Annotated in this window: 30 protein-coding genes; 21 read left to right on the forward strand and 9 right to left on the reverse strand. The window is 49.6% G+C overall.

Going from position 1 to position 26,386, the window contains the following annotated elements; genetic code table 11:
• Nucleotides 1–193: 193 nt before the first annotated feature.
• From gspH to BUB06_RS11825, 8 genes are all read left to right on the forward strand, one after another.
• Nucleotides 194–757: a type II secretion system minor pseudopilin GspH gene (gene gspH / locus BUB06_RS11790; RefSeq protein ID WP_039471192.1), complete on the forward strand. Its 564-nt coding sequence runs from the start codon at nt 194–196 to the stop codon at nt 755–757.
• Nucleotides 754–1,119, forward strand: a complete 366-nt coding sequence (gene gspI / locus BUB06_RS11795; RefSeq protein WP_010302972.1) for a type II secretion system minor pseudopilin GspI — start codon at nt 754–756, stop codon at nt 1,117–1,119. Before gspH ends, gspI begins: the two co-directional genes overlap by 4 nt.
• The gene (gene gspJ, locus BUB06_RS11800) at nt 1,119–1,769 is read left to right on the forward strand and encodes a type II secretion system minor pseudopilin GspJ (RefSeq protein ID WP_072012981.1); all 651 of its coding nucleotides are present in this window, start codon (nt 1,119–1,121) and stop codon (nt 1,767–1,769) included. Before gspI ends, gspJ begins: the two co-directional genes overlap by 1 nt.
• Complete coding sequence (gspK, locus tag BUB06_RS11805) at nt 1,766–2,752, forward strand: type II secretion system minor pseudopilin GspK (protein ID WP_039471195.1); 987 nt, start codon at nt 1,766–1,768, stop codon at nt 2,750–2,752. Before gspJ ends, gspK begins: the two co-directional genes overlap by 4 nt.
• Nucleotides 2,749–4,026 (forward strand): type II secretion system protein GspL, encoded by a 1,278-nt coding sequence (gene gspL, locus BUB06_RS11810; protein WP_039471197.1) that lies wholly within the window; start codon nt 2,749–2,751, stop codon nt 4,024–4,026. Before gspK ends, gspL begins: the two co-directional genes overlap by 4 nt.
• The gene (gene gspM, locus BUB06_RS11815; RefSeq protein WP_039471198.1) at nt 4,023–4,517 is read left to right on the forward strand and encodes a type II secretion system protein GspM; all 495 of its coding nucleotides are present in this window, start codon (nt 4,023–4,025) and stop codon (nt 4,515–4,517) included. Before gspL ends, gspM begins: the two co-directional genes overlap by 4 nt.
• A complete protein-coding gene (locus BUB06_RS11820; protein ID WP_039471200.1) occupies nt 4,507–5,253 on the forward strand; it encodes a type II secretion system protein N in 747 nt (248 codons plus the stop codon). The genes gspM and BUB06_RS11820 overlap by 11 nt, the downstream gene beginning before the upstream one ends.
• An 89-nt stretch (nt 5,254–5,342) precedes the next feature.
• Nucleotides 5,343–6,188 carry a prepilin peptidase gene (locus BUB06_RS11825; RefSeq protein WP_039471202.1) on the forward strand — a complete coding sequence of 282 codons (846 nt, stop codon included), beginning with the start codon at nt 5,343–5,345 and terminating at the stop codon, nt 6,186–6,188.
• 160 nt (nt 6,189–6,348) lie between these two features.
• On the opposite strand, the gene ypdK is transcribed toward BUB06_RS11825, so the two are convergent.
• On the reverse strand, nt 6,349–6,423 hold the full coding sequence (gene ypdK, locus BUB06_RS21930) for a membrane protein YpdK (protein WP_099606229.1): 75 nt from the start codon (nt 6,421–6,423) through the stop codon (nt 6,349–6,351).
• Between the two features lie 356 nt (nt 6,424–6,779).
• Nucleotides 6,780–7,805 (reverse strand): LLM class flavin-dependent oxidoreductase, encoded by a 1,026-nt coding sequence (locus BUB06_RS11830; RefSeq protein ID WP_010302944.1) that lies wholly within the window; start codon nt 7,803–7,805, stop codon nt 6,780–6,782.
• 322 nt (nt 7,806–8,127) lie between these two features.
• Here BUB06_RS11830 and BUB06_RS11835 point away from each other — a divergent pair, with 322 nt between their 5' ends.
• The 6 genes from BUB06_RS11835 (at nt 8,128) to BUB06_RS11860 (ending at nt 13,865) form a co-directional block, all read left to right on the forward strand.
• Nucleotides 8,128–9,192 (forward strand): ABC transporter substrate-binding protein, encoded by a 1,065-nt coding sequence (locus BUB06_RS11835; protein WP_039471205.1) that lies wholly within the window; start codon nt 8,128–8,130, stop codon nt 9,190–9,192.
• The gene (locus BUB06_RS11840; protein WP_039471206.1) at nt 9,189–10,226 is read left to right on the forward strand and encodes a FecCD family ABC transporter permease; all 1,038 of its coding nucleotides are present in this window, start codon (nt 9,189–9,191) and stop codon (nt 10,224–10,226) included. Before BUB06_RS11835 ends, BUB06_RS11840 begins: the two co-directional genes overlap by 4 nt.
• Before the next feature lies 1 nt (nt 10,227).
• Complete coding sequence (locus BUB06_RS11845) at nt 10,228–10,998, forward strand: ABC transporter ATP-binding protein (RefSeq protein WP_039471208.1); 771 nt, start codon at nt 10,228–10,230, stop codon at nt 10,996–10,998.
• On the forward strand, nt 10,995–11,729 hold the full coding sequence (locus BUB06_RS11850; protein ID WP_039471210.1) for a molybdate ABC transporter substrate-binding protein: 735 nt from the start codon (nt 10,995–10,997) through the stop codon (nt 11,727–11,729). The genes BUB06_RS11845 and BUB06_RS11850 overlap by 4 nt, the downstream gene beginning before the upstream one ends.
• Before the next feature lie 120 nt (nt 11,730–11,849).
• Nucleotides 11,850–13,232 (forward strand): ATP-dependent RNA helicase DbpA, encoded by a 1,383-nt coding sequence (gene dbpA / locus BUB06_RS11855; RefSeq protein WP_039471212.1) that lies wholly within the window; start codon nt 11,850–11,852, stop codon nt 13,230–13,232.
• Between the two features lie 60 nt (nt 13,233–13,292).
• Nucleotides 13,293–13,865, forward strand: coding sequence for an alpha/beta hydrolase (locus BUB06_RS11860; protein WP_039471214.1), 573 nt, complete (start codon nt 13,293–13,295; stop codon nt 13,863–13,865).
• A 104-nt stretch (nt 13,866–13,969) separates the two neighbouring features.
• On the opposite strand, the gene BUB06_RS11865 is transcribed toward BUB06_RS11860, so the two are convergent.
• On the reverse strand, nt 13,970–14,509 hold the full coding sequence (locus tag BUB06_RS11865) for a hypothetical protein (RefSeq protein WP_039471216.1): 540 nt from the start codon (nt 14,507–14,509) through the stop codon (nt 13,970–13,972).
• A 524-nt stretch (nt 14,510–15,033) separates the two neighbouring features.
• On the opposite strand from BUB06_RS11865, the gene BUB06_RS11870 reads away from it, so the two are divergent.
• The 3 genes from BUB06_RS11870 to BUB06_RS11880 all read left to right on the forward strand — a co-directional run bounded on the left by BUB06_RS11870 (nt 15,034) and on the right by BUB06_RS11880 (nt 17,214).
• On the forward strand, nt 15,034–15,300 hold the full coding sequence (locus BUB06_RS11870; protein ID WP_039471218.1) for a hypothetical protein: 267 nt from the start codon (nt 15,034–15,036) through the stop codon (nt 15,298–15,300).
• 122 nt (nt 15,301–15,422) lie between these two features.
• Nucleotides 15,423–16,184, forward strand: coding sequence for a hypothetical protein (locus BUB06_RS11875; RefSeq protein ID WP_039471220.1), 762 nt, complete (start codon nt 15,423–15,425; stop codon nt 16,182–16,184).
• A gap of 238 nt (nt 16,185–16,422) precedes the next feature.
• Complete coding sequence (locus tag BUB06_RS11880; RefSeq protein WP_039471222.1) at nt 16,423–17,214, forward strand: NPP1 family protein; 792 nt, start codon at nt 16,423–16,425, stop codon at nt 17,212–17,214.
• 239 nt (nt 17,215–17,453) lie between these two features.
• Here BUB06_RS11880 and BUB06_RS11885 read toward each other — a convergent pair whose 3' ends face one another.
• From BUB06_RS11885 to BUB06_RS11910, 6 genes are all read right to left on the reverse strand, one after another.
• A complete protein-coding gene (locus BUB06_RS11885; RefSeq protein WP_039471223.1) occupies nt 17,454–17,654 on the reverse strand; it encodes a hypothetical protein in 201 nt (66 codons plus the stop codon).
• 207 nt (nt 17,655–17,861) lie between these two features.
• Nucleotides 17,862–18,794 (reverse strand): hypothetical protein, encoded by a 933-nt coding sequence (locus tag BUB06_RS11890; protein ID WP_039471225.1) that lies wholly within the window; start codon nt 18,792–18,794, stop codon nt 17,862–17,864.
• 817 nt (nt 18,795–19,611) lie between these two features.
• A complete protein-coding gene (locus tag BUB06_RS11895; RefSeq protein WP_039471228.1) occupies nt 19,612–20,415 on the reverse strand; it encodes a hypothetical protein in 804 nt (267 codons plus the stop codon).
• Nucleotides 20,412–21,215 (reverse strand): DUF1311 domain-containing protein, encoded by an 804-nt coding sequence (locus BUB06_RS11900; protein WP_039471918.1) that lies wholly within the window; start codon nt 21,213–21,215, stop codon nt 20,412–20,414. The genes BUB06_RS11895 and BUB06_RS11900 overlap by 4 nt, the downstream gene beginning before the upstream one ends.
• Nucleotides 21,216–21,237: 22 nt before the next feature.
• Nucleotides 21,238–21,864 carry a hypothetical protein gene (locus BUB06_RS11905; protein WP_039471229.1) on the reverse strand — a complete coding sequence of 209 codons (627 nt, stop codon included), beginning with the start codon at nt 21,862–21,864 and terminating at the stop codon, nt 21,238–21,240.
• Between the two features lie 106 nt (nt 21,865–21,970).
• A complete protein-coding gene (locus BUB06_RS11910) occupies nt 21,971–22,423 on the reverse strand; it encodes a GNAT family N-acetyltransferase (protein WP_039471231.1) in 453 nt (150 codons plus the stop codon).
• Nucleotides 22,424–23,686: 1,263 nt separating this feature from the next.
• On the opposite strand from BUB06_RS11910, the gene BUB06_RS11920 reads away from it, so the two are divergent.
• Genes BUB06_RS11920 through BUB06_RS11935 form a run of 4 tightly spaced genes read left to right on the forward strand, consistent with a single transcriptional unit; the run spans nt 23,687 to nt 26,315 of the window.
• Nucleotides 23,687–23,905 (forward strand): AlpA family transcriptional regulator, encoded by a 219-nt coding sequence (locus BUB06_RS11920; protein ID WP_005969954.1) that lies wholly within the window; start codon nt 23,687–23,689, stop codon nt 23,903–23,905.
• A 4-nt stretch (nt 23,906–23,909) separates the two neighbouring features.
• Nucleotides 23,910–24,761, forward strand: coding sequence for a hypothetical protein (locus BUB06_RS11925; RefSeq protein WP_039471234.1), 852 nt, complete (start codon nt 23,910–23,912; stop codon nt 24,759–24,761).
• Between the two features lie 37 nt (nt 24,762–24,798).
• Nucleotides 24,799–25,797, forward strand: coding sequence for a P2 family phage major capsid protein (locus BUB06_RS11930; RefSeq protein ID WP_039471236.1), 999 nt, complete (start codon nt 24,799–24,801; stop codon nt 25,795–25,797).
• 8 nt (nt 25,798–25,805) lie between these two features.
• On the forward strand, nt 25,806–26,315 hold the full coding sequence (locus BUB06_RS11935) for a GPO family capsid scaffolding protein (protein ID WP_039471238.1): 510 nt from the start codon (nt 25,806–25,808) through the stop codon (nt 26,313–26,315).
• The last annotated feature ends 71 nt before the right edge of the window (nt 26,316–26,386 follow it).

Raw genomic sequence — 26,386 nt, forward strand, 5'->3', positions numbered from 1 at the left:
TGCGCCATGGATGGCGCAATCCGAGCGTACAGGGATGTATTTACAGCGTCTTTACGATCTATCCGTTACTACCGCCATACGGACTTTGTCGGCAACCTCAAATAAATATGCCTGTCTTTATTGATGACGGCAGTGGATGACTGTTGTGGGTAGTTGCTATCAATGGCGGCGGGAAAAGGACGGCAAAAGCGCAATGAAGCGGTCAACTAGGAAGCAGCAGGGGTTCACCCTGCTGGAAATGATGCTGGTCGTGTTACTGGCTGGCATTGCCGCTGGCATGGTGGTCATGGCGTTTCCTCCCGAGCGCCAGAATGACAGCGCCTGGCAGTTGGCTCGTTTTCAGGCGCAGCTAGAGTTTGCCGCTGAAAGCAGTCAGGTTAACGAATACATGCTGGGTGTTCGTATCTATCCCGATCGCTGGCAGTTTTATCAGCTCCAGCGACCCGCTACATCAGAAGGGATACCGATCCCGAGCGGCGATCGCTGGCAGGGCTATAAATGGCAGCCGTGGCAACCGCATCGGGTGAGCGCATCGGCGACGCTACCCGAGGCATTACGGCTTGAGCTATTACAGGCTGATGGGAAAAAGGTGGATAAAACGCAGAGCGGCGACCCCGATATCCTGATTTTGCCCGGTGGCGAAATCACGCCTTTCCGTCTGCTCGTTAAATCTGAAAACAAAGCGCTCTCGAATTGGCTCCAGGTGGATAACACCGGACGATTTGTGACGTCGATGAGTCAGGGCAAGAAACGATGAGACGACAGAAAGGGATGACGCTGGTGGAGGTGCTGGTCGCGCTGAGTGTTTTTGCGCTGGCGGGCATTGCCGTTTTACAAACGACAGCCAGACAGGCAAGCAGCCTGAGCCGGCTGGAAGAGAAGACGTTTGCAGGCTGGGTGGCGGAAAACCAGCAGGTTCAACTGCGGCTTGAACAGCGCTGGCCGGAAGCGTCGTGGGTGAGAGGCGAAACACAGTTCGCAGGCCAGCGCTGGCATTGGCGCTGGCAGGGCGTAGAGACCGGCGATCCTCAGACCAAAGCGCTGGATGTGGAAGTGCGACGTAATAAAGATGCCTTTGCCGCCGATGCTTCCCTGCGCACCTATGTGGTGAAGCAATAATGTCTAGTAAAACAGGGACGTGTAGCCAAACAAGAAGGGGGCGAGAGCCCGCGCGACAGAAGCGCCATCAGGGGTTTACGCTGCTGGAGATGATTCTGGCGATCGCTATTTTTGCGGCGCTGAGCCTTAGCGCGTTTCAGGTGCTGAACGGCGTGATGCGTAATGATGAAATTTCGCAGCGTAAAGCCGAGCGTCTGGCTGAAATACAGCGCGCATTCTCACAAATGGACAACGATTTCTCCCAGATGATCGCACGCGGCAGCAGAGGAAGTACCTCGATGTTTTACGCCGGTCGCGATCAGTTAAAAAGTGATGACTGGGGTGTCAGCTTCATGCGCAATGGCTGGCAGAACCCGTTTGGCATTCTGCCACGCTCTGAACTTCAGCCTGTGGCCTATCGGCTGCGGGAACACACGCTGGAACGGTTAACGCATGTGACTCCTGACCCGATTGAAGGGCTCGATCCCGGTGTAAAACCGCTTCTCACCCAGGTCGATGGCTTCCGCCTGCGCTTTTTCAGCAATAAAACCTGGCGCGATCGCTGGGACAACAGTACGCAATTGCCACAAGGGATTGAAGTGGTGCTGACCTTAAGGGATTACGGAGAGATGTCGCGTATGTTCTTGATTACCACCGGGCCGGTTAAATGAGGTCGCGTCAGCGCGGCGCGGCACTGCTGGTGGTGCTCCTGATTCTGGCATTAATGGTGACGATTGCCGCGGTGATTACGGAACGCACGGGCAAAGCGTTTTTGCGCACCGAAAGTCATTTGAGCCGTCAGCAGGCGAAATGGTATGCATTGGGCGCGGAAACGCTAAGCGGGCAGATATTACAGCGCGATGCGCGGAATATGCCGGGGCGCACGTTTGCCGGACAGAACTGGTCGCAGCCGGGGCTGCGTTTCCCCGTGGACGGTGGGGAGATCACGGGCCAGATTAGCGATGCGCGTACCTGCTTTAATGTGAATGCGATCAATCAAGGCGTGGATAACGAAAGCACGCTGGTGAAGACGCCTTATCCGGCACAGGTTTTTCGTTTGCTGTTGAAAAATTTGGGCGAGGAAACGGATCGTGCAGAAAAAATTACCGCGGCGGTGCGTGACTGGATCGACGCGGATAACTATCCGTCGGCGAACGGCGCAGAAGACGACGTCTATGCCACGCTGCCAGTGCCTTATCGTACCGCGAATCAGAGAATGAGTGAAATCAGTGAATTACGCTCAGTGTATGGTATTGATAGCGATCTCTATCGTCGGCTGTTGCCCTATGTCTGTGCGCTGCCGGTGGATGCGATGTCCATTAATATCAACACGCTAACCGAATTTGATGCCCCACTGTTATCTGCCGTATTCCTGAACGAAATGACGATGTCGCAGGCAAAAGCGCTGGTGCAGCAGCGCCCACGTATGGGGTGGGCAAGTCTTGAGGTTCTGCAACAAACCGGGCTATTGCCCCCGAATAGTAAAAATACCGCGCAGCGAGTGCTGGCAGTAAAAAGTGAATGGTTCTTTGTAAAACTTCAGGTGCGTGTCGGCGACAGCGATTTTCATCAACGTAGCTTGCTTCATCTGAGTGGACAAAAGGTACAGGTCGTGCAGCGGCAATATGGAGGATATAGGACGGTGAATCCATGAAAATAGCGGGAAAATGGAAGCGAAAAGCCGCAAAAGCCCCATTACATCGAGGAACGGTCGCTCGACATCCGTGCCTCATTGTTCGTCTTCCGGTAGAAGAGCAGGGAGAGATCGAATGGCAGGTGCGTTCATCCAATGGGGAAAGTTTACTGAGTCAGGGGCGCGGTAGCATAGAGCAGGTTCGTCCTGCGTTGGCGGCCTACCCGTCCGTGACGTTTACCCGCGTTCTGGTACCAGCCACTGACGTAACGTTTTATGCCCTGACGTTGCCCCGACAGGCGAGGCGTCAGCTGACGCAAGTCGTGCCGTTTATGCTGGAAGACCAACTGGCGACGGAAATTGAAAAGCTGCATTTTGCCGTGCTGGAAATTCATGGCGACGACGGCACGGTTGCCGTGGTGGAAAAAAACCGGATGCAGCGTTGGCTGGCACAGTGTGATGCGCTGGGCCTCAGCGTCGATACGTTATTGCCTGACGCGCGCGTATTGCCGAAACATCAGGATGGCTGGAGCGCGTTGCAGCATGATGACATGTGGCTGTTTCGCCAGCCGACGGGCCATGCGATGGCGGCGGAATCCTCCTGGTGCGGCGACCTGCTGAAAGCGTCTATGCCGCTGCCAGCAATATACAGCTACAGCTCTGCATCGGTCGGCGGTGAGTTGTCGCAGTACGAATGGCAGGAAGAGGGCGAATGGAAGGCGCAGCCGGAAACGGATCTCTTCACGCTGGCGGCAACGGCGCACTTACCTGCCTCGGTCGATCTGCGACAAGGCGACTATACGCCGGATAAAGCCTGGCAAAACACTCTGCTGCCGTGGCGCGGCGTCGGGATCGCGTTTGCCTGTTACCTCCTGCTTGTCGTGGCGGATGCTGGCTGGGCGCACTATCAGCTTTATCAACAGGCCGAACATTGGCGGCAGGAAAGCGTGCGTGTCTATCGGCAGATTTTCCCTTCCGAGACGAATGTCGTTAACCCGCGCGCGCAGATGCAGCAGCACCTGCAACGTACGGCAGCCGGGGGAGCAGGGAAAGCACTGCTGGATCAATTGACTCCTTTGCAGCAGCTCATGACACAGAATAGTGCGATCAAAATTCAGTCGCTGTCTTACGACGGCGCTGCGGGTGAGTTCCGGCTGGCGTTGCAGGGCACGTCATATCAGGAACTCGAGCAATTTCAGCAGCAGGCTGCCGCTTATTATCAGGTACAGGCGGGAGAGATGCGGCAGGAGAACGATCGGGTTGAAGGTCGCTTAACATTAAGGAGCCAGCAATGAATGAATTACGGCAACGCTGGCAGGCGATGAGCCAGCGCGAACGTCAGCTTATGGTGGTGTGCGCGGCGGTGCTTCTGCTCTGTGTGGTGTATTACGCTATCCTCCAGCCTTGGCAGGAGCGGGAAGATCTGTGGGGTCGCACAATTTCCCGCGAGCAGCAGACCGTCAACTGGATGCAGAAACAGGCCTCATCGATTCCGCAGGGAAATCAGGCGCAGGGGGACAATAGTCAGCGCGACGTCAGTCTGCCGATTTTGATTTCGCAAAGTACCAAGCGTTACGGGCTGACCGTCGTGCGTTTGCAGCCGCAGGGCAGTCAGGCATCGGTGACGCTGGGGCAGAGTGATTTTAATAGTCTGCTGCGTTGGCTTGGTGAACTGGAACAGAAAAATGGCGTGAAAGTGATATCGCTGGATGTGAATGCCGTCGAGCAAAGCCCAGGAATCGTAGATGTTACCAGACTGATGTTGGAACGGACGGATGAAGCTTAAGTCCGGCATCGGCACTGGTGTCGCTCTGGTTCTGGCCTATGGGCTGTTCCTGGCGAGCTATGCGCCTGCCCGCTTGCTCACTGCCGTGCCGCTGCCTGCTGGAATGGTGGTTGCAGAGGCCGCCGGAACGCTGTGGCAGGGGAGCCTGCAACGGTTTAGCTGGCGCACGTTAACGCTGGATGATGTGCACTGGAACATCACGTTCTCGGATTTTATGCCCGCGTTGGATATTGCGTTTAAAAACCCAGAAGGCATTGCAGGCCGTGGGATCATTCGCGGCTGGCAGCAGCCGCAGTTTTATCAATGGCAGCTTTCTGTACCGGCAGGCTATTTATTTAGCCATATGCGCTTTATTGTGCCAATCGGGGCCGAAGGAAACGTGCAGCTAAATCTACAAGAGGCGACGGTAGACCGTTCGGGCTGCCAATCTCTGGATGCCAACGTAACCTGGCCGGGCGCGCGGGTGAAAACGCCGCTCGGTGGACTAGTGCTTGCGACACCGCAGGCCACGTTACGCTGCCAGCAAGGCGCGCTAGAAGCGAGCCTGCGGCAGACCTCCTCACATCTGCAATTGTCTGGCAAAGGCAGCGTCACCCCGAAAGGCGAATATCGTTTTACGGGGCAGCTTAGCAGCGGAAATGACTTACCCGCGACGATGAAAAAACTGCTGGCAACCACCGGTAAAGCCGATGATCAGGGTGCCAGAACGCTGAATTTTCAGGGGCGCTTGCTGTAATAGCGGTAAGCGCTGTCGGTGCCGCGTAGTCGAGCGCAAAAATAAACCGCTCATTCATATCGTTTCTTTATCAACAATCAGGGACTAACGTGGACGATTTAAGGGAATTCGCACAGCTGTTTCCGGCGTGGTGGTTTGGGGCGCTGGGCGTGTTGGGGTTGATTGTTGGCAGTTTTCTGAACGTGGTGATTTACCGCTTGCCGATTATGCTGGAGCGTCGCTGGCGGCAGGACATCGAGCTTGAAACGGGCGTGGCCGATTCCGATCCTGATACGCGCTACAACCTGTGGTGGCCGCCTTCGTCTTGCCCGCACTGCCAGCAGGCTATTGCGCTAAAAGATAATATCCCGCTATTCAGCTGGCTGTGGCTGCGCGGCCGCTCCCGCTGCTGCCATCAATCGGTCTCTGTGCAATATCCGTTAGTGGAAGTCATCACCATGCTGGCTTTTCTGGCGGCAGGTTTGCTCTGGTTGCCCGGTATGGCGCTGTGGGGGGCGTTGATCCTACTGTCCTTCCTGTTGGTGCTGACCGTTATTGATATAAAAACGCTGCTGCTGCCGGATGTGCTTACGCTGTCGCTTCTGTGGATGGGGTTGCTGTTTAATCTGTCAGGGACATTTGTCTCATTGAATGATGCCTTAGTCGGCGCGATGGCCGGTTATTTATCTCTGTGGCTACTTTATTGGGCATTCAAATACGCAACGGGCAAAGAAGCGCTGGGGTACGGTGATTTTAAGTTGCTGGCTGCGCTGGGGGCTTGGCTGGGCTGGCAGGCATTGCCGAATCTGGTTTTGGTGGCGGCGCTGAGCGGGCTGGCCGTGACTCTCATCTGGCGCGGGTTGCGTAAAGAGGATACGGCTAAACCGCTGGCCTTTGGCCCCTGGCTGGCAATCGGTGGGGTGTTCGGCGTGATAATGAACGGATTTAATCTGTAGAGAATGACAAAGGCAATACGAATTATCGGCTGAATAACCGTCGGCTGAACATAGATCGGCAGGCATAAAAATAGGCTGAGGGTATAAATACCATCAGCCTTTTTTATCTTTATCTGTGTGTGCCCTTCAATGAATAAATCTTTGCCGGGCAAATGACAGGTTATTCTACCATCAGCATAAAGGTACTCACCCAAACGACTAAACAGAATGAGATACCCATAAAAAAATACTTCACCGATTTATTCTCCAGCAGAAACCACGCCAGCAACGATCCCGATTGTGCGTTTTATTATGGAAGGAAATAATTACGCTGCCGGTGATGTCACCGAAGGGTAATCTTTCCCGTTGTCATCACCAGAGTCACACCAGTTATGACGGGATCGGCGCTAAATCTACGCCCAGTGAGGGGGGGAATTCAAGAGGTCCAGAAACTATATTTTCAAAATAGCATTAAAAAGCGTCGAGCCGTTTCACAGGCTGAAAAAAACGGGGAGATACGAGTAAAAATAACCCCTCAATCTCCCCGATTCTTGACGCTGTTATCGTCGGTTTTACGCCTGCTGAATAGGCTTTCATTGTTAGGCCGTAGACCTAATCCCGCCATCCCATCGCAGGCGCGACATGCTTCAGAATTGATTCAATCACATGCGCATTGTAATCCACGCCCAGTTGGTTCGGCACTGTTAGTAATAGCGTATCCGCTTCGGCAATCGCTTCATCCTGTTTTAACTGTTGGATGAGTGCTTCTGGTTCGGCGGCATAGCTGCGGCCGAAAATCGCGCGCGTGTTTTCATCCAGAAAACCCACCTTGTCGCTATCGTTACTGCTTCCGCCGAAATAGGCGCGATCGCGGTGATCCATCAATGCAAAAATACTACGGCTGACGGAGACACGTGGCGTGCGCGTATGTCCCGCCTCAGCCCAGGCAGCTCGATAGGCACGAATTTGCTGTGCCTGTTGGATATGAAAAGGCTCGCCTGTTTCATCATCCTTTAGCGTGGAGCTTTGCAGGTTCATGCCCAGCTTCGCTGCCCATACTGCCGTAGCATTCGATCCGGCACCCCACCAGATTCGTTCACGTAACCCATCAGAATAAGGCTCCAGACGCAAAAGGCCCGGTGGATTCGGGAACATAGGCTGTGGATTCGGTTTTGCAAACCCTTCGCCACGCAGCACATCCAACAGCACTTCGGTATGACGCCGTGCCATGTCTGCTTCCGATTCCCCGTCTGTCGGCTGGTAGCCAAAGTAGCGCCAGCCATCGATCACCTGTTCAGGTGAGCCACGGCTGATGCCGAGCTGCAAGCGTCCGCCAGAGATCAGATCGGCGGCGCTGGCGTTTTCAGCCATGTACAGCGGATTTTCGTAGCGCATGTCGATGACGCCAGTACCAATCTCAATGCTTTTGGTTTTTGCCCCAATCGCGGACAGCAGTGGGAAAGGCGAACCCAACTGACGGGCAAAGTGGTGCACCCTGAAATAAGCGCCGTCAGCCCCCAGCTCTTCAGCGGCAACGGCAAGGTCGATAGATTGCAGTAGTGCGTCAGCCGCTGAACGTGTGCCAGACTGCGGCGATGGGGCCCAGTGGCCGAATGATAAAAAGCCAATCTTCTTCATAGGGTATTTATCCTTATATTCAGACAAATATTTAGCATATTTACCCTGCACAGCAAGGGTATATAGATCAGTAATAGAAGCACTCTACGCGATTAATAGTGAGAATAAATATGATTTTTTTAACGTAATAATTCAGTTTATCTGACTAATATTTTGAAGAATAAATCGCCGCTGGTTATTTAGCAGAAAACTCAAGCAGAAAACCCAGTCTGGGTTTATCTACCCCAAAATTGGTATCCAGATATTATTATGAGCGAGATCAGTATTTTCTTTGTCGCTAACGCTGTATCATTTTATATATAGCGAAAATCAGGATACCAACATGATAAAGAAATTTGGCTACACGCTGTGGGTTGCTGGGCTGTTTTTGGTGTTTTCTAACGCTTGGGCAGTGCGTCAGGTGACCGATCAACTGGGGCGTAATGTAACGATTCCCGACCACGTTAACCGCGTGGTGGTGTTACAGCATCAAACCTTAAATCTGCTGGTGCAATTGGATGCACAAGAGAGCGTAGTGGGTGTGCTTTCCAGTTGGAAGAAACAGCTGGGCGAGCATTATGTGCGGCTGGCTCCTCGTCTGGCGGATTTACCGATGCCGGGCGATCTCACGCAGGTCAATATTGAAAGCCTGCTAAAGCTGTCACCGCAGGTGGTTTTTGTCGCTAACTATGCGCCGCCGGAAATGATTGCGCAGATTGAGCGGACAGGCATTCCGGTAGTGGCGATCTCGCTGCGTCAGGATCAGCCGGGAGAGGCCGACAAAATCAATCCTACGATGAGTGATGAAAACACGGCATATAACGAAGGGCTTAAGGCAGGGATTCGGCTGATTGGTGACGTCGTTGAGCGTCAAAAACAGGCGGAAGCGCTGATCGACTATACGTTTACGCAGCGGCAAAATGTGAGTGCGCGTCTGGAGTCGATTCCAGAAGAAAAGCGAATCCGCGTGTATATGGCTAACCCTGACCTGACAACCTACGGCTCAGGGAAATATACCGGCCTGATGATGTCGCATGCAGGGGCGCTGAATGTGGCGGCCGCTTCGATAAAAGGCTTTAAACAGGTATCAATTGAAAATGTGCTGGCCTGGAATCCAGAGGTGATTTTTGTGCAGGATCGCTACCCGGATGTGGTGAAACAGATCGTTAACGATCCGGCCTGGCAGGCGATTGAGGCGGTGAAACAGCATCGCGTGTATCTGATGCCGGAATACGCCAAAGCCTGGGGTTACCCGATGCCGGAAGCGTTAGCGATTGGCGAACTGTGGATGGCGAAAAAGCTGTACCCTGAGCGCTTTGCCGATATCGATATGCAAAAAGCGGCCGATGCGTATTACCAACGCTTCTACCGTATGGACTACCGTGCGGACGCCTCTGCGGCACAATGAGTTATCGCACCTATCGGATCACGCTGCTGACGGTGGTGGTGTCTACGCTGTTGATTGCCGTGTGCTCACTGGGGATAGGGCGTTTTAGCTTATCCCCGTGGCGCATCATCCAGATCCTTGTCGAGCCGCTGTCTGGCAACGATCTGCTGTTCGGAAAAAAACCGCTGCTTGGGGATATCGAGCGGCAAGTGGTGTGGAGCGTACGTTTACCCCGCGTGTTATTAGCCTGGTGTGCGGGTGCGGCGCTTGCACTGAGCGGGGCTACGCTGCAAGGCGTTTTCCGTAACCCGCTGGTCGATCCGCATATTATCGGTGTGTCCGCAGGCGCGGCCTTCGGCGGCACGCTGGCGATTCTATTAAGCTGGACGCCGCTGCTTTTGCTGCTGTCTGCGTTTACATTCGGCATGCTGGCGCTCTTGCTGATTTTCATGATGGCCGCCGCATTCGGCAAACAGAACGTGCTGATCCTGATTCTGGCGGGCGTCATCCTCAGCGGCTTTTTCGGTGCGTTGGTCAGTCTGATGCAATATCTGGCGGATACCGAAGAGAAGCTGCCGAGCATCGTTTTCTGGCTGTTAGGCAGTTTTGCCACCGCACACTGGAACTCGCTGATGACCATGGCGGTGCCGCTAGGCCTTGCGGGTGGGTTACTGCTGCGGCTGCGTTGGCACATCAACGTGTTGTCGATGGGTGAGCAGGATGCGCGTGCGCTGGGTGTCGCCGTACAGCCCTTGCGCTGGCTGATTTTGAGCTTGTGTGCCGCGATAGTCGCCGCGCAGGTGGCGGTCAGCGGGAGTATTGGCTGGATTGGGCTGGTGATTCCTCATGTCGCACGCATGCTGGTGGGAGCCGATCACCGTCGCCTGCTGCCGGTGTCGCTGTGGTTGGGTGGGGGCTTTATGGTGTTGGTGGACGATCTGGCTCGCAATCTCACTGAGGCGGAGATTCCGCTGGGCATTCTGACGGCGCTACTTGGCGCACCGCTTTTTGCCGTGCTGTTGTATAAAACACAGCGACAGGGGAGAGGACGCTAGCATGCCGACTATCAGGTTATCGACAGAAGAATTGGTGTATGGCTACCAACAGAGGCAGGGCTTTTTTTCACCGTTGAATCTGTGCTGTCTGGAAGGGGAAATTACGGCGATTCTGGGCGCGAACGGCAGAGGGAAAACGACGCTGCTGAATACGCTGATGGGGCATTTATCGCCGCTTTCCGGGACGATCCAGCGCGATGGGCACATTGGCTTTGTGCCGCAGCTATTTACGCCGCCGTTTTCTTATAGCGTTCTGGACATGGTGCTGATGGGGCGTGCGGGGCGTGTCCGGCTGTTTGCCATGCCTTCTGCGCATGACATCACCGTGGCTCAGAATGCACTGACCATGCTGGGAATCGCCTCCCTTGCTGAATGTGAATTTAGTGCGTTGTCCGGCGGGCAGCGACAGCTCGTGCTCATCGCGCGCGCGTTGGCCTCGGAGTGTCAGGTGCTGATTCTGGACGAACCGACGGCGGCGCTTGATGTGCAAAATCAGGCGCAGGTGCTGCGGTTATTGAAGCATCTGGCTAAAACGCAGCATTTGAGCATTCTTCTGACCACACACGATCCCTCTCACGCGCTGGCCATTGCCGATCGAGCACTGCTTCTGATGGATAATCAGCACTATCTTTATGGCCGCTGTGATGAGGTTGTGACGGAGGATAACCTGTCACGGCTGTACGGCATTCCGATGCGGCAGGTCTGCGTGGACATCGCGCCGCAGCCGTATTATGCGCTGATACCGATATTGACCATGACGGAGTCACTATGATTACCCCCCTGCGCCTGTATGCGGCTGGCAGTCTGCGCCTTGCATTCGCTCCGCTGTTGGCGACGTTCAGCGAACGCTATGCGGTGGACGTTGTGCCGACTTTCGGCCCGGCGGGGCTGCTGAGTGAAAAAATGATGCACGGCGATGCGGTGGATATTTTCGCCTCGGCGAATTGCGCGCACCCTTTACGCTTGAAAGCGCTGGGGCTGGCGGAGGAAACCACCGTGTTTACGCGCAACCATCTGTGTATTGTGATGCGTAACGTACCGGAACTCACCACGCAATCCTGGCTGATGGCGCTGCGTGACCCGCGTTTTGTGCTGTCAACCTCAACGCCCGGCAGCGATCCCGGTGGGGATTATGCATTTCAACTCTTTGATCGCATCGAACGTCTGCATCGGGGATGGGGAAATCAACTGCGCGACAAAGCAAAACCGCTGGTGGGTGGAGCGCTTGACCATGCCATCCCAGCAGGTATGACGGCGGGAAGTTACCTGATTCGGACTGGGCAGAGCGATATGCACATTGGCTATGCCAGCTATCTGCCGTTACTGCTCAATCAACCGGATCTGCATGTGGTTCATTTACCCGATCTCTATCGTATTGATGCCGAGTACATGCTGGCCGTTATGAAGCCTGCCCGGCGTGAAGCGCGGCTGCTGGCGAACTACCTTTTATCACCTGAAGGACAAGGCTTTCTGGTGAGCAAAGGATTCGCCTCGCTGTTTTAGTTGCAGAACGGGAGGTAAATCGGTCAACGATGAGGAACTCTGCTATGATTGCGGCATATCTGCGCCGCTCTTTAGCTCGGCGTCACCTTTCGTTATCTCGTCCTTGGTAGAGTAATCACTGTGAGTACAACCTCTTTTTCTTCCCTCGCGCTGCCCGCAGAGCAGTTATCCAACCTTAATGAACTGGGCTATACCGAAATGACGCCAGTCCAGGCGGCGACGCTGCCAGCCGTTCTGAGCGGTGCAGACGTGCGGGCCAAGGCGAAAACTGGTAGCGGCAAAACGGCGGCATTTGGCATTGGGCTGCTGGATCGTATTGTCGTGAGCGATTTTACCACGCAGGCGCTGGTACTGTGCCCGACGCGTGAGCTGGCCGATCAGGTCAGCAAAGAGCTGCGTCGTCTGGCGCGTTTTGCGCAAAATATTAAGATTCTGACACTGTGCGGCGGTCAGCCGATGGGCCAGCAGCTCGATTCGCTGGTTCACGCCCCGCATATTGTCGTCGGGACGCCGGGTCGTATTCAGGACCATTTACGCAAGCAGTCGCTGTCTCTGGATAGCCTGAAAGTGCTGGTGCTGGATGAAGCGGATCGCATGTTGGACATGGGCTTTACTGACGCGATTGATGATGTGATTTCCTATACGCCGACCGATCGTCAAACTCTGCTATTTTCTGCTACCTATCCGGAAGAGATCGAGCAGATCAGCGCACGCGTTCAGCGTCAGCCGCAACGTTTCGAGGTTGCAGATGGTGTAGAAGAGCCAGCTATTGAACAACGTTTCTATGAGACGACGAAAGAGCAGCGCCTGCCGCTGTTGATTGCCATTTTGGACCATTATCAGCCTGCGTCCTGCGTGGTGTTCTGTAATACGAAACGTGATTGCCAGAGCGTATTTGACGCGCTGGACATGCGTGGGATTAGCGTATCCGCGCTGCATGGCGATCTGGAGCAGCGCGATCGCGATCAGGTTCTGGTGCGTTTTGCTAACCGCAGCTGCCGTGTGCTGGTGGCAACCGATGTTGCGGCTCGCGGCCTCGATATCAAAGAGCTGGAGCTGGTGGTGAATTTTGAGCTGGCTTTCGACCCTGAAGTTCACGTTCACCGCATTGGCAGAACGGGACGCGCGGGTACGAAGGGGCTGGCGGTGAGCCTGTGTACACCACAGGAAATGAACCGCGCGAATCTGATTGAAGACTATCTCGGTATACGCATTAAATGGACACCGGCGGATGAGATTGGCCGCAGTGGCGAGGTTGCGCTCGAACCTGAGATGATGACGCTGTGCATTGATGGTGGCAGAAAAGCCAAAATTCGTCCCGGCGATATCCTCGGGGCGTTAACCGGTGATGCAGGATTAACGGCAGCAGAAGTGGGGAAAATTGATATGTTCCCGATGCATGCCTATGTGGCAATCCGTAAAGCCAGTGCTAAGCGCGCGTTGCAGCAGCTCCAGAAAGGTAAAATCAAAGGAAAAAGCTGCAAGGCCAGATTGTTAAAGTAATCGGTGGCTGATATACCAGACAGAAGGGCCACGGGTAACTGACAGGAGTGTTAAAGGCGGATGCAGACAACAGAAATCGATCGGCGGCTAACGGAAGTGAGCCAGCAGCTAACGATGGTGCTGGTGCCGGGATTGCGGGACAGCGATGATGAACACTGGCAAAGCCATTGGGAACGGCGTTTCCCTTACTGGCATCGTATACGCCAGCGGGAATGGTATCAGGCCGATCTGGATCGCTGGGTGTTGGCGATCCGTCGTGAGCTTAGCATCTGTACACAGCCCGTGATTCTGATCGGCCACAGCTTTGGCGCGCTGGCTTCCTGTCATGTTGTGCAGCAGGGTCAGGAAGGGATCGCCGGCGTGATGCTGGTGGCCCCTGCGGAGCCGATGCGCTTTGAGATTGACGATCGTATTCAGGCTACACCGTTGTCGGTTCCGACGCTGACATTTGCCAGTCATAACGATCCACTGATGAGCTTCACTCGCGCCCAATACTGGGCGCATGCGTGGAACAGTGAACTGGTTGATGTCGGTGAGGCAGGGCACATTAATGCAGAAGCGGGATTTGGTCCCTGGGAATATGGTCTGACAAGATTAGCTGAGTTTTCAGAGGCGCTCATTGATACTCGTTAATCGGTCAGTTTCCATCAAGTAGCCATATTACATTATTAAGATAACGTTATATTTTTCTTTAATGCCAGGGCAATGAATAGCGTTGTCTTGGCATCTATTTTTTATTAAGCCAGCTCTTCTTGATCGCCTGAGCCATGCAGCATTTCCTGAATCTGCTGATAAACTTCGGCAGCAGACAAATTGCTATATGACGTTTTGCTCTCAAAATGTAATACCTGTTCACCACCGGAACTATGAAGTGCGCCCATGAGTGCCAGATCTTCTTGTGTAATGCGCTGCCCGGTAAAGGCATCGAACATTTCAGAATTACCATCTGGGTATTTAACCACGGAAATGAGCTTGCCGTTGTACAAAGGAATACCCGTCATTGCCAGTGAGTATTCGGTGGCGGCTTTCTGCTGTGCCTTAACTTGCTCAGGTGGAGGGGCATCTTTCTCTTCAGCGGCGCGCTTCTTTTGAGAAGACAGCGTGACCTTCGTGCTCTCGTTTGAGCCCGGCATATTTTGAGAGTCGGAGTTTGTTGATGTGTCGGTTTTATTCCCCGGGCTGATAGCTGCAACGACCGTCGGGTTAGCAGCCGCGCCAATCGGAGGCATGGTTGCCGGAGTAGTCGCATTCACGAGTTGAATATCTGGAATCACCACAGTATAACTCCTTCTTATATCTATTTAATGCTGGTAATGGTTTTACCAGTGAGTTACTTCAGTGTGTTAAAACCACATACGTTAATACCGCAATCGTTGAAATTCAGGTCACCAACACCAGCAGGATAATTATCTTCCGTGAAAGACGGATCAATCTGCCGGAGATAATTTCCTATTATTCAACACTATGACGTTAACGAAATGGTTCAGTGAGAACACGGTTAATGTAAAAAGTATTTATGCCAAACACTATTTATGCAAAATGCAATTGCATTAAAAAACACCCTATCGGAAAAGGTATCGGCTGTTTTTTCTGCTTCATTAATATCCAAAAGGCATAAGATTTAACTTTTTGATTACCAATCGTGCGAACTTATGTGACCAAACCTCTCTATTTTTAAAAAATAGAAAACTATCAGGGTATTAGCGTGATGCAGTGATAACCCTTTCTTCATATCTTCTCTACAAGCGCGGGGGAACGCGATACACTGTTTTCCCTGTCTTTTCCTCTGTTAAGAAGCGCTATGCCTAGCATTAAACTGACGGTTAATTATTTGTATCGGCAAGTCGGCGAAACGCGCGAAGCCTCACAGGCAACGGCCCGCGTTTTTGTTGGTGATGAACTCATTGCCACGGAGGTGATTACCGGAATGACGGAAAGCCCGGTCGAGAAGTATTTGCACCACTCAGGGCGAGAAGCGCAGGCCGTACGTGTTGAATGGGATTGTGAAGGCACAACAGCCATGATGGTGTCTGAGGTGGAAATCTGCCCCTGCTGCCACCATGATTAGCCAGATAGGCTAAGCCATTTTGAACGTTCGGCTTCATGATTGACACGCTAAAACACAATGCGAGTTGCAGACAAACCAACGCATAAGCAGCCTGAAGTATGACGGGTAGACAAGGTGAATGTATGAGAGCAGCGGTATCAACCTTAATAGCCTGTGGACTGTGGGCGGCAACATGGGGTGCGCAAGCCGGCTGGTATGTCGTGAGCAATTACGAAGGTCACATTGGGCCTTATCCAGTACATTTTTCATTGCAGAAATACAGTATTGACCAGGAGAAGAACCTTCTTGGGAGCTACTTTTACGATAAATACAGAGCGCCGATCCCTCTGTATGGACGACTCTCCGAAACCTCGCTTGAAATCTGCGAAATCCATACCCCGCAGGACTATGACAAATATATCATCCAGGGCGCTAAGTCCGACAGCGATATGACGCACTGCCCGTTTAAATTGACCGAGACAGGGGAAGAACTCCGCGGCGAGTGGTCAGACGGAAAGGCGCGTTATGATGTTAGCCTACGGCGCGTGGCATCCTTTGACGATAGCGAGCAGCCCGTCAAAGTCGAAGGGCAGATTGATATTCCTTTCTGGGGGCAAACGGCGACTCACAGTTTCGTCGGTGTGTATCAAAACAGTGATGCAGGAATGGTCGTTGAGGGAATCAAGGCGATTAACAAGAAGAGCGGCAATGTCGATCAGCTTCTCCAGCCTGATTTTCAACAATGCCAATTTGGCTTCTTCATGACTCCGGTTTATATGAATATTGAAAATGGCGGAGATAATCGCAGCATCCTGCTGAACTGCTATTCCCACGGCGGAGGTGATATTCTGCTGGAATACCGTTTTGATGCGGCAAGTCAGCGTTATGGTGTGGTCGGTGAGTAAGGGTAAGGGTTCTAACGCGTTAGGAACGTTAGCGGTTTTTCATAGATAAATTCTCTGCATTATTTTGCAGGCTAAATATATTGGTGTTCATTGTTGGAAATAAATGATTTTTATTTCCACTCCTTTCTTGTTAAAAATAATCCCGCCTTCATTTTTTTATCAATATTGCGTTTTATCTTCATTGTAACTGCAAGGGTACGAGTCCATAAAGGGGCTATTTTCTGCTAAAGGAGTGAAAATGCTTTCAGGAAAGAAAACGATCATGGCGATATCCATATTATGTGTCGCTTTTTCTGCGCATGCGGATAATTTCTCTAAGTTGGATCAAGCGCTACCGTCAGGTATTAATGCGCTTGCGATTGCGCCGGTATTTGATTTCGACAGTGATGGTTGTTTGCCCAGTGCCGGGTTTAGCCGAGGCGGGATACAAAACGGTGGCTTGAAGCCGACAGGAAGTCTGACAGGCGGATGCCGATGGGGAAATTTTCTCGAATCGTCAAATACATTGCACCGATACGCCTGTGTTGATTCCGGTGGCTCTCGCTATTGTGGTAGCTTCTATGCGCTCTATTTCTTAAAAGATCAGGTATTGGGCGGTTTGAATACGGGTCATCGACATGACTGGGAACATGTTGCCATCTGGACTAAAAACGGCGCGGTAACACACGGTAGTTTCAGCGCGCACGGTAAACTGACGACGGAAGCCGCAGCGAATATCGATAAGCAGGGCGGTCGCCTAAAATTTGTGTACCACAAAGACGGCGCGTTAACACACGCTTTCCGGTTTGCCAAAACGAATGAACAGGCGGAAAACCCTTACGGCAACTTTGTGACGCCGGACATTGTCAGCTGGTATGCGATGTCGGGTGACGGTATTAGTAACGAGGAACTGCGTAACCGATTAAATGCGTTTGACTACGGTTCTGCCTCGATTCCGCTTAAAGACAGTAATTTCCTGACTAACCTGAATAATGGCCGACCGGCTGGTTATCCAGAATTTACGGCTGCCAGCTTAACGGCGTCTAAATAATTATGATGGTAAGGGAGGTATAATTTTTTTTATACCTCTCATTATTAGGTTTATTTTCCTGCTATGCGTTTTTCGATATATAGATATTTTTATATTTATTTTGATAATAATCATTAGCAATCTTTCCTTGAAATTATGCTCACCCAATTACGCGACCATTTATATCATCGAACCTGGCGTGTATAGCTCGTTCAGGAGAATATAAGGTGAACACTTTTATTCCGGAAATACGGGCATGTTTACACTGTGACGTTATTCGCTTTTGTACGCTTCTCGTCGAACTGTTCACGGCAATATTCATCACTGATGTCGTCCACGATCACAAGTGCCGTTAGGGCAACATTGCGTAGGGTGTCAAGTTCGGTTGAGTCGTCGCAACTGGTCATTAGGTCAATAATTCCACGGAGCATGGTCAGCTTTATGTCGATCCCTTTCTTCACTTGCTTGCCTCCTGTTCCAGCGATTCGCGGGCTTCAGCATAGATAGCGCAGACGATCCTGATAGGGGCAGTTAGTTGGGAGGAAAGAACTATAGAGAGGTGAGTCATTTACTATCTCCTGTAGGGGGTTGCGGTTCTACAGGAGAATTGTGTCAATGCTGAATCGCTGGTGGGGTAATCTTACAAAGAGAAAGTGCAATATTACGATTTATTCTATGTCTGATAGCCAGTTTTCGATGGTGACTCCGCTAGGACAGTAAAGGCTTTTTGCCTCCAAATCAGTTCTAATTTGCGCCATCTTTCCATCGATATGTTTTCTTGGATGTTCAGCGACATCCTCGCCATACATCACAGTGAGTAGATTTTTAATAAACTTGGCTTGAGCATTCTCAGTTTTCTTTGATTGTTTTGGTGTGTTTGTCACAGGAGTGGCATTGAGCACCTCAACTAACTTATCCAGGTTGGCTGTTCTGGCAACAAAATAGATATCATCTGGCACGGATGGTGCGGGTATATATCTCATGTGGGCATCGGGATCCCACATGGTAATCGTGCTGAGATTTTGGAATATTTCGATAATGCTATTGAAAGCGGGATGATTGGCATCCCCGGCGGCTTCTGCGGCTCGGTAAAGCTCCTCGATCTCATCCTCAACGTCGATAAAATGCTGGAGTTGGTAAAGACCCGATGGGCCAGCAGAGATGGTTACACCTCGAATGATATCTTGCTTTCTTGATGGCTTGGGGAGTCCAAGGCTCTTACAGTATTGTTCTTCAGCAAATAAGCGTTCAATACCTAACAGTGGCGTGTCTTGAACCCCACTCAGGCTGGTTATCTCATTGCTTGTTGGGATAGCAAAGTCTATTTCACGATCTGGGGAGAAGGATTCACCGATATACACTCCCCAGTTTTCACGCACATACACTTCCACATTGGTCGCTGTTTCAGCCATTTTTACTCGTTTGATTTCAACCTTTTTGGCGATCTTGGGTGATTGTAGGTTTACTGATAAAATCAGATGCCCATCCAGAGCAAATCGTAAAATATCTGTTATGGCTACTTGCTCATTAATTTTTCTTTCGAGGTATTTCGCTGACTCGTCGAGACTGAGCCATTTCCGTAAATTGTTCAACTTTGACAAAGGTGTTCCCCATTACCTTTCCCCTCTATTTTTTAACTGGCACCAACCGATGAGGTGTCGGCTTTTGGAACGACCCTAGATGCTAGTTTAGCCATTCTATCATGCAGTTACTGCTTGGCATTACTTGATGTGTGTTTCTCAAATAAACTATGACCGCATTTTCGCTGTTCTTCTGGGTGCTCATAGCATTGGTATACCATTGAGATATTTCCCAGTGTCGATTCGGATATTGAGCGTGGAGCGAATAGCATGCTTATCAAAATAGGCGGTTGAGTGTCAATCCATGTGATATTGGTATCGCGGAAGTCGTGACGGGGCCGCACCGATCTTGTCAGGCGGTACACATTCAGTGCGCCGCTACAAAAAATCCTGCTGGATAAGAGAGGGAAATGTATTCATGCCATTCAGCGCTTGCTAGTCGTTCGAATTTATACTGTGAACAGAATGGAAATCACCATGAAACCTACTGCGGCGTATAGCGCGGTTGTATAACCCAATATAGGTAGAGTGCGCCCAAAAGTGTATTCCCGGTAAAGACGGCTAAATAGGTATCCTCAGGATCCGCACAGAAGATGCGCAGTCGCTGGAAAAGCGCCTGTTTCAGCTTTACGCGGTGCTGAGCGTGAGTTCAACACGTTCGTACATTGTGCTGTCTACCTATCTTGAGCGCCCCGTACAGCCAAGTGATAACTGATGCACTGACGGGTAAACTGAATGAGAGGCTTATATTCAGGCCATTGCTAAGATAGCAGGCAATAGCCTGAAGCGGTATCGGCGTGGCTATCACTCCTCGTTTGGATTTAAACTTGATACTTGTTCACTCCTCGTTTGGATTTAAACTTGATACTTGTTCACTCATCGTTGCATTATGGCAGCGATAAGCATCAATTTTTTCTTTAATGGAAAGATTATTCGTCTCTAAGGATTCGGCATTACCGCATTTTTTATTTCTTTCTTTAACCCATGTTTCTTGAGAGGCGTGGAATTTACTCTTTATGTCTTCAGGTGCGTCTTCCAATATTCCATACACGTCGGTGAAAAAGAAAAGATATTGTTCTTTTTCACTTTCAAGCGTTTTCTCTTGTGCGGTCGTTGTGATTTTTTCGGCATTTTCACTGAGCCAGGCTACGGCATAAATCGCTCTGGATAGGGCGTCATAGGTTTTTTTCTCTACTTTTATTTCCTTGCCATTATCAAGAACACTGAGATCGTAGGCAAAGGACGGAATGACGATCTTGTTATCGTTGAGTCTATTATCTCTGCTTTCACCTGTTTTAGTGAAAATATTATTGTCGATCTTATCTGTTTCATCTTTTTTGTACATCAGATCGTCTTCATTAAGAATAATATCGATGACTTCCTGACTCACGGGGATTTCAACCCGAAGGCTACATGAGAATGCTTTCCCCCAGCGCGGCTGAGTGGATAATTTAGAATAAATCACGTTCACCGTATCAACAGATTGAGAAGGGGACTTATAGAACATTTCTTTTGCGCGTTCGGTAAACGTTTTTTTAACGGCTTCAAGCGCGTTGGGATCGCTGCATTGAAAATCATCCTTTGCATACGCTGACGTGGAGGTAAAGATAATCCCAATCATGATATAGAGGAGTTGTTTCATTTCTTGTCCTTGTTTTCAGTCAATCCAAGTTGTACCAGCCTTTCCCTCGTCATCTGCTGTTGGCAGGTATAAATTTTTGCCTGATCTTCCATTGAGCGATTTTTACTCGCGACAGTTTCTATCGCACCGCATTGCTTATTTTTATTTTTATTTTTTATCCACTGCCGTGCATCCTCTTTCATCTGTCCTTTAATATAATCGGGAAGGCTACTCCAGTAAGTATTTAACGCACTATCAGCCTCTCTGAATTCGACAATGGCTTTAATATATTTAAAACGTGGTGATTGCTCTTCCAGTCTTGCCGCATTTTCTTGTAACCAGGCCAGGCCATAGAGTGTGCGCGAGACTGACTCATCGTGTGGATACATAATATTGGTTTCTTGCTGATTATCAGCAATATGTACATTATAATAAACACGGTCTAATGTGATGTATTCATCGCCTTTTTTGTGAGGGGGGATATTGAGAAGGTAAATGCTTTTTGCTTTAGGATCTCCATTCTCCAGAATAGGATAGTATTTTAAAAAATTTAATACATCGGATGGGATTTTTATTTTGGCTTTACCAAAGCAGTTTAGGTTATTTTTTGTTTTAAGTTTTGTGATAATGATGTCATATTCAAATTCAATTTTTTTAATTGTTTTTAAAGATACACGGTCGCTGATGGGTTGTGCTTTATCTTGATCTTCTTTGATTAACGACTGAATGACGAGAGGACTACGACACACAAAATTATTTGCATTAACATAGTGTGATGAAAGTATTATCAATAATAGAGATTTTATTAGGATTTTTATCATTTTCAATTCCATTGAAATCATGTTAGCAGGACATGCAGATTCGTTTGTCTGAAGATGAATAGGCGTTAGCGCTGACCATCTTATAGGTCTCATTTGTTTTTTTGAATTGGTAAATATAAGCTCCTTCGCCTGCTTCTTGTCTAAGTTCAGATTCCCTTTCGTTAAGTATATTGATGACAATGCCTTTGAGGCCAGGAGGAGAAACGATGTCCATCTGGATATTAATGATGCCTGATGACAGCGTATAGTAATTCATGACGAAGACCGATCCTGCATCCGTGTAGGATTTTTCAAAATATTTTTCTGACGGCGGTAGATTTTTTATTTCTTGCAGAAATGAAATAAAAGCCGCTTTTCCATTTGAACCATTGAAGATAAAGCTGGCGTCAGATTCCAGTTTTGGCATTATTTCATTGTTTTTATAACTTATTTTATCTTTTTTCGCGATGCTTACACCATAGCTAGCGGGAATAAAATAGGAATTAGTGAGTTCAATAAATTGGTTATAGTCTTTTTGTGATAGTTTACTTTTTTGCAACACATTGGTGAAATCTGTCACAAAAGTGGAGAAGTCTTGCGCATATGCTCCGTTGGCGAGGGGAAGGAAAAGAAAAGGCCAAACGACGCTTTTTATATAACTCCGTTTCATAATAAACACGCATTCCTTAAAAATAGTGAATAAATCCTTTTGATATTATAAGGTTATTCATGGTTGTGCGTATATATTCTTTGTCATTCACATTGTTGTTGATGTTCTACAGACGATCTTGTCTGTTGCGTTTCATCTTTACTGCACCATCAGCACTATCAACGACCTTAAAACCTACGCGTTGGTAGAGCATTATTGCTCTATTGCCCTTCAAAACACTTAGCGTCACGGGGACGTTGGCTTCGTCTGCCTGCTGTAAAAATGTGTTTAATAGCCACGCCGCGATGCCTTGTCCTTGATAGGCTGGCAAAATCTGAATTTGTATAATGGTCCACTCGTTGGCACCTTTGTGTCGTTTGAATAACCCAATACGTTCAGATCCCATCAGCACAATATAAGCGTCGTTATAATGATATTTGATTCGCTGCCAGTGCGCCGAATCATCAGCAATAACGCCGGCTCTGTGAAGATGTTCATCCATCGTTGAGCGACGAAGCTTAAACAGGAACGCTTCGTCTTGCGGTGTAGCCAAACGCAGCGTGATATTGCGCCATTCCATATAACCCTCTGTATCGTGAGATGAACGTCGTGTTCCACATTGACAAAATCAGGTAAGTACCATCAAATGATTTTCAGGAATACATATAAATCAAGGGAATAAGTATGAGGTATTTAGGTTTAACGCTGGTTTGTTGCGCGGTTCTTTTTTCGCCATTTTCCCTTGCCGTCGATGTGTCTAAAGTTTATGGCAGAATTCAAATTGTTGATTCGTTTCCAGACTATAGAGTGCAGATTGTCAGCGCACACGAACACCTAAGAGTACAAGAAGTTACTGCGTTCGCTAACCGAGCAGGGGAATGGGAAATTGTTGATAATTTTCCTGATTTTAAGATTCAGATTGTCGACGTTCACCCCGACTTCAAAGTTAGACTCGTCGAGCATTTTCCCGGCCCAGGCCGACGACGATAAGTGCCTTTCTTATGCAGGCAACCCTCAAACGCCTGCATATTGCCCATCGCTTCACTTCCTGCCGCTGGCGCTCACACTACTATTTCCTGTTGGCTCGGTGCTGTACCAACAAAGACGCGCAGATGTTGGTACGACATCGTTGTTTGTAGCCAACGGTGTGCATGACTTAATTTTATGATTTTATAAGAAAAAATTGGATTTTCTAGGCGCTTCGAGAGGTGTGAATGGTGTCCCCAGCAGGAATCGATAATATAAACCACTATGCTGATTTTTAAGAATTAATTTTTATTGTTCATAAATACTTATACATTCATTTATACATAGGCGATCTTCTTACTTCATTTTGGCAACCGGTTAATCTAATCATTTTGTTTACCTAACTTTACAAAATGAATTGCGGTCGATTCGAGTATACATTTTGTGAGCATAAGTTTACTGCTCATTAACACTCACTTATATTCATCTATATTCAATAGTTCAAAATTCCAGCTTTATTTAGGCAGGTGTTTTTTAAGTGAAATCTGGGTGCATTTACGAATTAATATTTTTGTGCGAGGATTTATGCATCCGGTGAGATTGAGTTAAACCTTGTTGGAATCTAAGTAAAGCTCTCGATTACAAAAAATTACATTTTTATTTTTAGTAGGTCAATTTTACTGAATATATATATATATAGCGATATATAGATAAATATGGGGTTTTGAGTGATTCGAATGATGATACTCGCCTGACGACTCCTATTTACAACAAAATTCCGCCATGTAAATCTATATACATCTTACGAACTCCTTTTGAATCTGAATTCATCTCAGAGGGATCGTGCATCTCAAATAAATGTGTGGAAGGTATGGCTATGGATGCTTCATTGATTAAAAACAAAGAGATACGGTTAATTCGTCTGAAAGATGTAATGTCTAAAACGGGGCTTCCCCGTTCAACGATTTATCATCGAATGAAGGATGGTCGATTCCCGCTTAATGTATCGATCGGGGAAAGAACGGTGGCATGGGTGGAGCAAGAAATTATCGATTGGATTAATAGCAATCTGGTAAATAGGAAAAGCGCGGAGTAAGGAAATGAAAAAAATAGAACGCTGTAAATATGATAAAGCCCTGAACATCATTTCAGTTTATCAGCCGGTTCCGTTTGAACCAAAATACGGGGATGGTGGTTATGCGATCCGCGTCATTGAAATTTATCGCCTGTTTAAAATGGAGCGTTCATTAGCTGAGTTGGAAACGCTAACCGGCTATAACATGCCTAGCTACATGTGTGACCCGGACGAAATCAACTTCCTGATTGAGAGAGGGACGGCGATCTGTGCGGCGGCACAGGAGGCCGTCAATGACGCACACCAGGGCGTTATCCGCTACGGTGGTGAGACAGATAATCACCATGCGCTTGATACCCATCATGGCCTTGTCTCGATGAAAGAAGCATTGAGACAATTGCAAGTGCAGCGGCAACGGGCGGAGGACAATCACGAAAAGGCCAAATTAATCTATCAGGCGCGGCAGGGGTTATTAGGTTTATTACGCCCTGTTGTAGAAGCGATGCTGAAAAAGAACATCAAAGGCTTTATGAGCAAGGTTATGGAAAAATTGCCGATTGCCTCATTGCCTGCGTATGCCTATAGGATGGATTCCTATTCTAATAGCCTAAGCAGTCAGTCTCATATTTATGCCTGGTCAAAGATGGATGAATTACAAAAATCGGTAGAGGAGATATTAAAACTCTGTCGTCATCCTATAGATAAATATGAATTAAACCGTAATGGGATCGCAAAGGCTGAGTTATGCCGTTTATATTACGGCCATGAAGGTGAGTTATTTCGCCAACTCATGCCAGTGAATGATTATGTGGAATTAATGATCGAGACGGTGAACGCCGAACAAGATAAAAATCGCATGATGCGAGACACACTGTAATTTACCGTATTACCCTATTTATATAAAAGGATATTTTATGCATCACGTTAATGCTCCGGCATTGGCGGGGGAATTTCATCGCAATTTTACCCGCGGCGCGAATTATTTAAGCAATAACAAAAAGAGTTTTTCTGTATCCGATGAGGCAGAAAATAAATTACGCATTGCCTTACTGGAATCCGGTTGGATGATGCAGGGCATTACCATGATGGACATGGTGGAAGAAACCGGCCAGGCGATCACCATTGGGGATAGCAGCCTGCATACCGGGCGGGCGTTAGAAGGGCGATTTAACAAGCCGCTGGCCGTTGATGGTACGCCGTATGTACTGGTTGAAACGGACTCCTGCGCGTCGCTGTCGTATGAGCAAATGTCACTGATTGCCAACGTGGGCGGCATTGATCACTTCACCCGGACGGTGGCGGCGTTCTTTGAACGCGCAATGGCGTTAGATATTTTGCGTATCGGGCTAAATGGCACGTTTCTTAGCCCCGAAACCAACCCCGCTAAATACCCCAAAGGGGAAGATATCAATCTTGGCTGGCATGCCGTCGCCAAACAATTTAATGGCGGCTCACAAGTGCTGGCTGATGCGATCACGCTGGGGAACGGCGGCGATTTCCCACATCTGGATGCATTGGCCAATTACCTGATTACCCAAAAGATACCAGAGGGATTACGCGAAGATCCGCGCCTGGTGGTGTTGGTCGGTGCAGAGCTGGCCGCTGCGGAACGGCTACGACTATTCAATATGGCAGACCGACCAACGGATCTCGCCGCCGCACAGATGGTCACCAGTTCGATTGCGGGGCGCTTTGCCTTTGTGCCACCGTTTATGCCGGGTAAACGGCTGGCCATTACCACACTGGAAAACTTGCACGTCTACACGCAAAAAAACAGCCGTTATTTTCGGGCGGAGTTCGTGGATGACCGTTCCGTGTATGAGCACAGCTACTGGCGTAATGAGGGCTATGCGCTGGGGAATGGCTATCTGTATGCCGCTGCCGATGAACAGGCCATTACGTTGTTACCGTGAGGGAGCACATGAACGATTCACAGTTAACCACCGGCTGGTTTTGCGTGGCTACCGAAGGCATCACCATTGACGGGCGCTATATCGATCCGGCCTGGCTAAAAGACATGGGCGCGACCTACAACCCATCACGTTATACCGCGCTGATTTGGGGAGAACACAAGCGCACCGGCGATAACCTGGGGGAAGTGCTGGCCGCGAAACATGAGGTTATCGATGGCGAGTCCCGGCTATTCGTGCGTATTCGTCCCACGGCACAACTGGTTAGCTACAACGAGAAAGGGCAAAAGCTGTTTTGCTCGATTGAGATTGAAGAGGATTTCCCCGAAGCCGGGCGGTTTTACCTTAGCGGGCTGGCAGTCACGGACAGTCCGGCCAGCGTGGGAACGGATCGCCTGCGCTTTAGTGTAAATCGCGGGTATTTCTCACGCCGGGGGAAACGTGGCCGACTCAGTCAGCCGATCCCCTGTCAGTTTTCGCTGTCGCCGTCCGGCTGGTATGCCGCGATATCAGGCGGCTAAACGCAGGCAAAAAATACCCGGTGCGGCAGGCACCGGGTAACACTCCCTTGTCATCTAACGTCATGGCTCGT

It is taken from the genome of Pectobacterium carotovorum (assembly GCF_900129615.1).
GTDB lineage: Bacteria > Pseudomonadota > Gammaproteobacteria > Enterobacterales > Enterobacteriaceae > Pectobacterium > Pectobacterium carotovorum.

What these genes read in the sequence shown, in the direction of transcription:
- gspH (WP_039471192.1), top strand. Translation starts at nt 194, where the DNA reads ATGAAGCGGTCAACTAGGAAGCAGCAGGGGTTCACCCTGCTGGAAATG.
- gspI (WP_010302972.1), top strand. Translation starts at nt 754, where the DNA reads ATGAGACGACAGAAAGGGATGACGCTGGTGGAGGTGCTGGTCGCGCTG.
- gspJ (WP_072012981.1), top strand. Translation starts at nt 1,119, where the DNA reads ATGTCTAGTAAAACAGGGACGTGTAGCCAAACAAGAAGGGGGCGAGAG.
- gspK (WP_039471195.1), top strand. Translation starts at nt 1,766, where the DNA reads ATGAGGTCGCGTCAGCGCGGCGCGGCACTGCTGGTGGTGCTCCTGATT.
- gspL (WP_039471197.1), top strand. Translation starts at nt 2,749, where the DNA reads ATGAAAATAGCGGGAAAATGGAAGCGAAAAGCCGCAAAAGCCCCATTA.
- gspM (WP_039471198.1), top strand. Translation starts at nt 4,023, where the DNA reads ATGAATGAATTACGGCAACGCTGGCAGGCGATGAGCCAGCGCGAACGT.
- BUB06_RS11820 (WP_039471200.1), top strand. Translation starts at nt 4,507, where the DNA reads ATGAAGCTTAAGTCCGGCATCGGCACTGGTGTCGCTCTGGTTCTGGCC.
- BUB06_RS11830 (WP_010302944.1), bottom strand. Translation starts at nt 7,805, where the DNA reads ATGAAGAAGATTGGCTTTTTATCATTCGGCCACTGGGCCCCATCGCCG.
- BUB06_RS11835 (WP_039471205.1), top strand. Translation starts at nt 8,128, where the DNA reads ATGATAAAGAAATTTGGCTACACGCTGTGGGTTGCTGGGCTGTTTTTG.
- BUB06_RS11840 (WP_039471206.1), top strand. Translation starts at nt 9,189, where the DNA reads ATGAGTTATCGCACCTATCGGATCACGCTGCTGACGGTGGTGGTGTCT.
- BUB06_RS11845 (WP_039471208.1), top strand. Translation starts at nt 10,228, where the DNA reads ATGCCGACTATCAGGTTATCGACAGAAGAATTGGTGTATGGCTACCAA.
- BUB06_RS11850 (WP_039471210.1), top strand. Translation starts at nt 10,995, where the DNA reads ATGATTACCCCCCTGCGCCTGTATGCGGCTGGCAGTCTGCGCCTTGCA.
- BUB06_RS11860 (WP_039471214.1), top strand. Translation starts at nt 13,293, where the DNA reads ATGCAGACAACAGAAATCGATCGGCGGCTAACGGAAGTGAGCCAGCAG.
- BUB06_RS11870 (WP_039471218.1), top strand. Translation starts at nt 15,034, where the DNA reads ATGCCTAGCATTAAACTGACGGTTAATTATTTGTATCGGCAAGTCGGC.
- BUB06_RS11875 (WP_039471220.1), top strand. Translation starts at nt 15,423, where the DNA reads ATGAGAGCAGCGGTATCAACCTTAATAGCCTGTGGACTGTGGGCGGCA.
- BUB06_RS11880 (WP_039471222.1), top strand. Translation starts at nt 16,423, where the DNA reads ATGCTTTCAGGAAAGAAAACGATCATGGCGATATCCATATTATGTGTC.
- BUB06_RS11895 (WP_039471228.1), bottom strand. Translation starts at nt 20,415, where the DNA reads ATGAAACAACTCCTCTATATCATGATTGGGATTATCTTTACCTCCACG.
- BUB06_RS11900 (WP_039471918.1), bottom strand. Translation starts at nt 21,215, where the DNA reads ATGATAAAAATCCTAATAAAATCTCTATTATTGATAATACTTTCATCA.
- BUB06_RS11905 (WP_039471229.1), bottom strand. Translation starts at nt 21,864, where the DNA reads ATGAAACGGAGTTATATAAAAAGCGTCGTTTGGCCTTTTCTTTTCCTT.
- BUB06_RS11910 (WP_039471231.1), bottom strand. Translation starts at nt 22,423, where the DNA reads ATGGAATGGCGCAATATCACGCTGCGTTTGGCTACACCGCAAGACGAA.
- BUB06_RS11920 (WP_005969954.1), top strand. Translation starts at nt 23,687, where the DNA reads ATGGATGCTTCATTGATTAAAAACAAAGAGATACGGTTAATTCGTCTG.
- BUB06_RS11925 (WP_039471234.1), top strand. Translation starts at nt 23,910, where the DNA reads ATGAAAAAAATAGAACGCTGTAAATATGATAAAGCCCTGAACATCATT.
- BUB06_RS11930 (WP_039471236.1), top strand. Translation starts at nt 24,799, where the DNA reads ATGCATCACGTTAATGCTCCGGCATTGGCGGGGGAATTTCATCGCAAT.
- BUB06_RS11935 (WP_039471238.1), top strand. Translation starts at nt 25,806, where the DNA reads ATGAACGATTCACAGTTAACCACCGGCTGGTTTTGCGTGGCTACCGAA.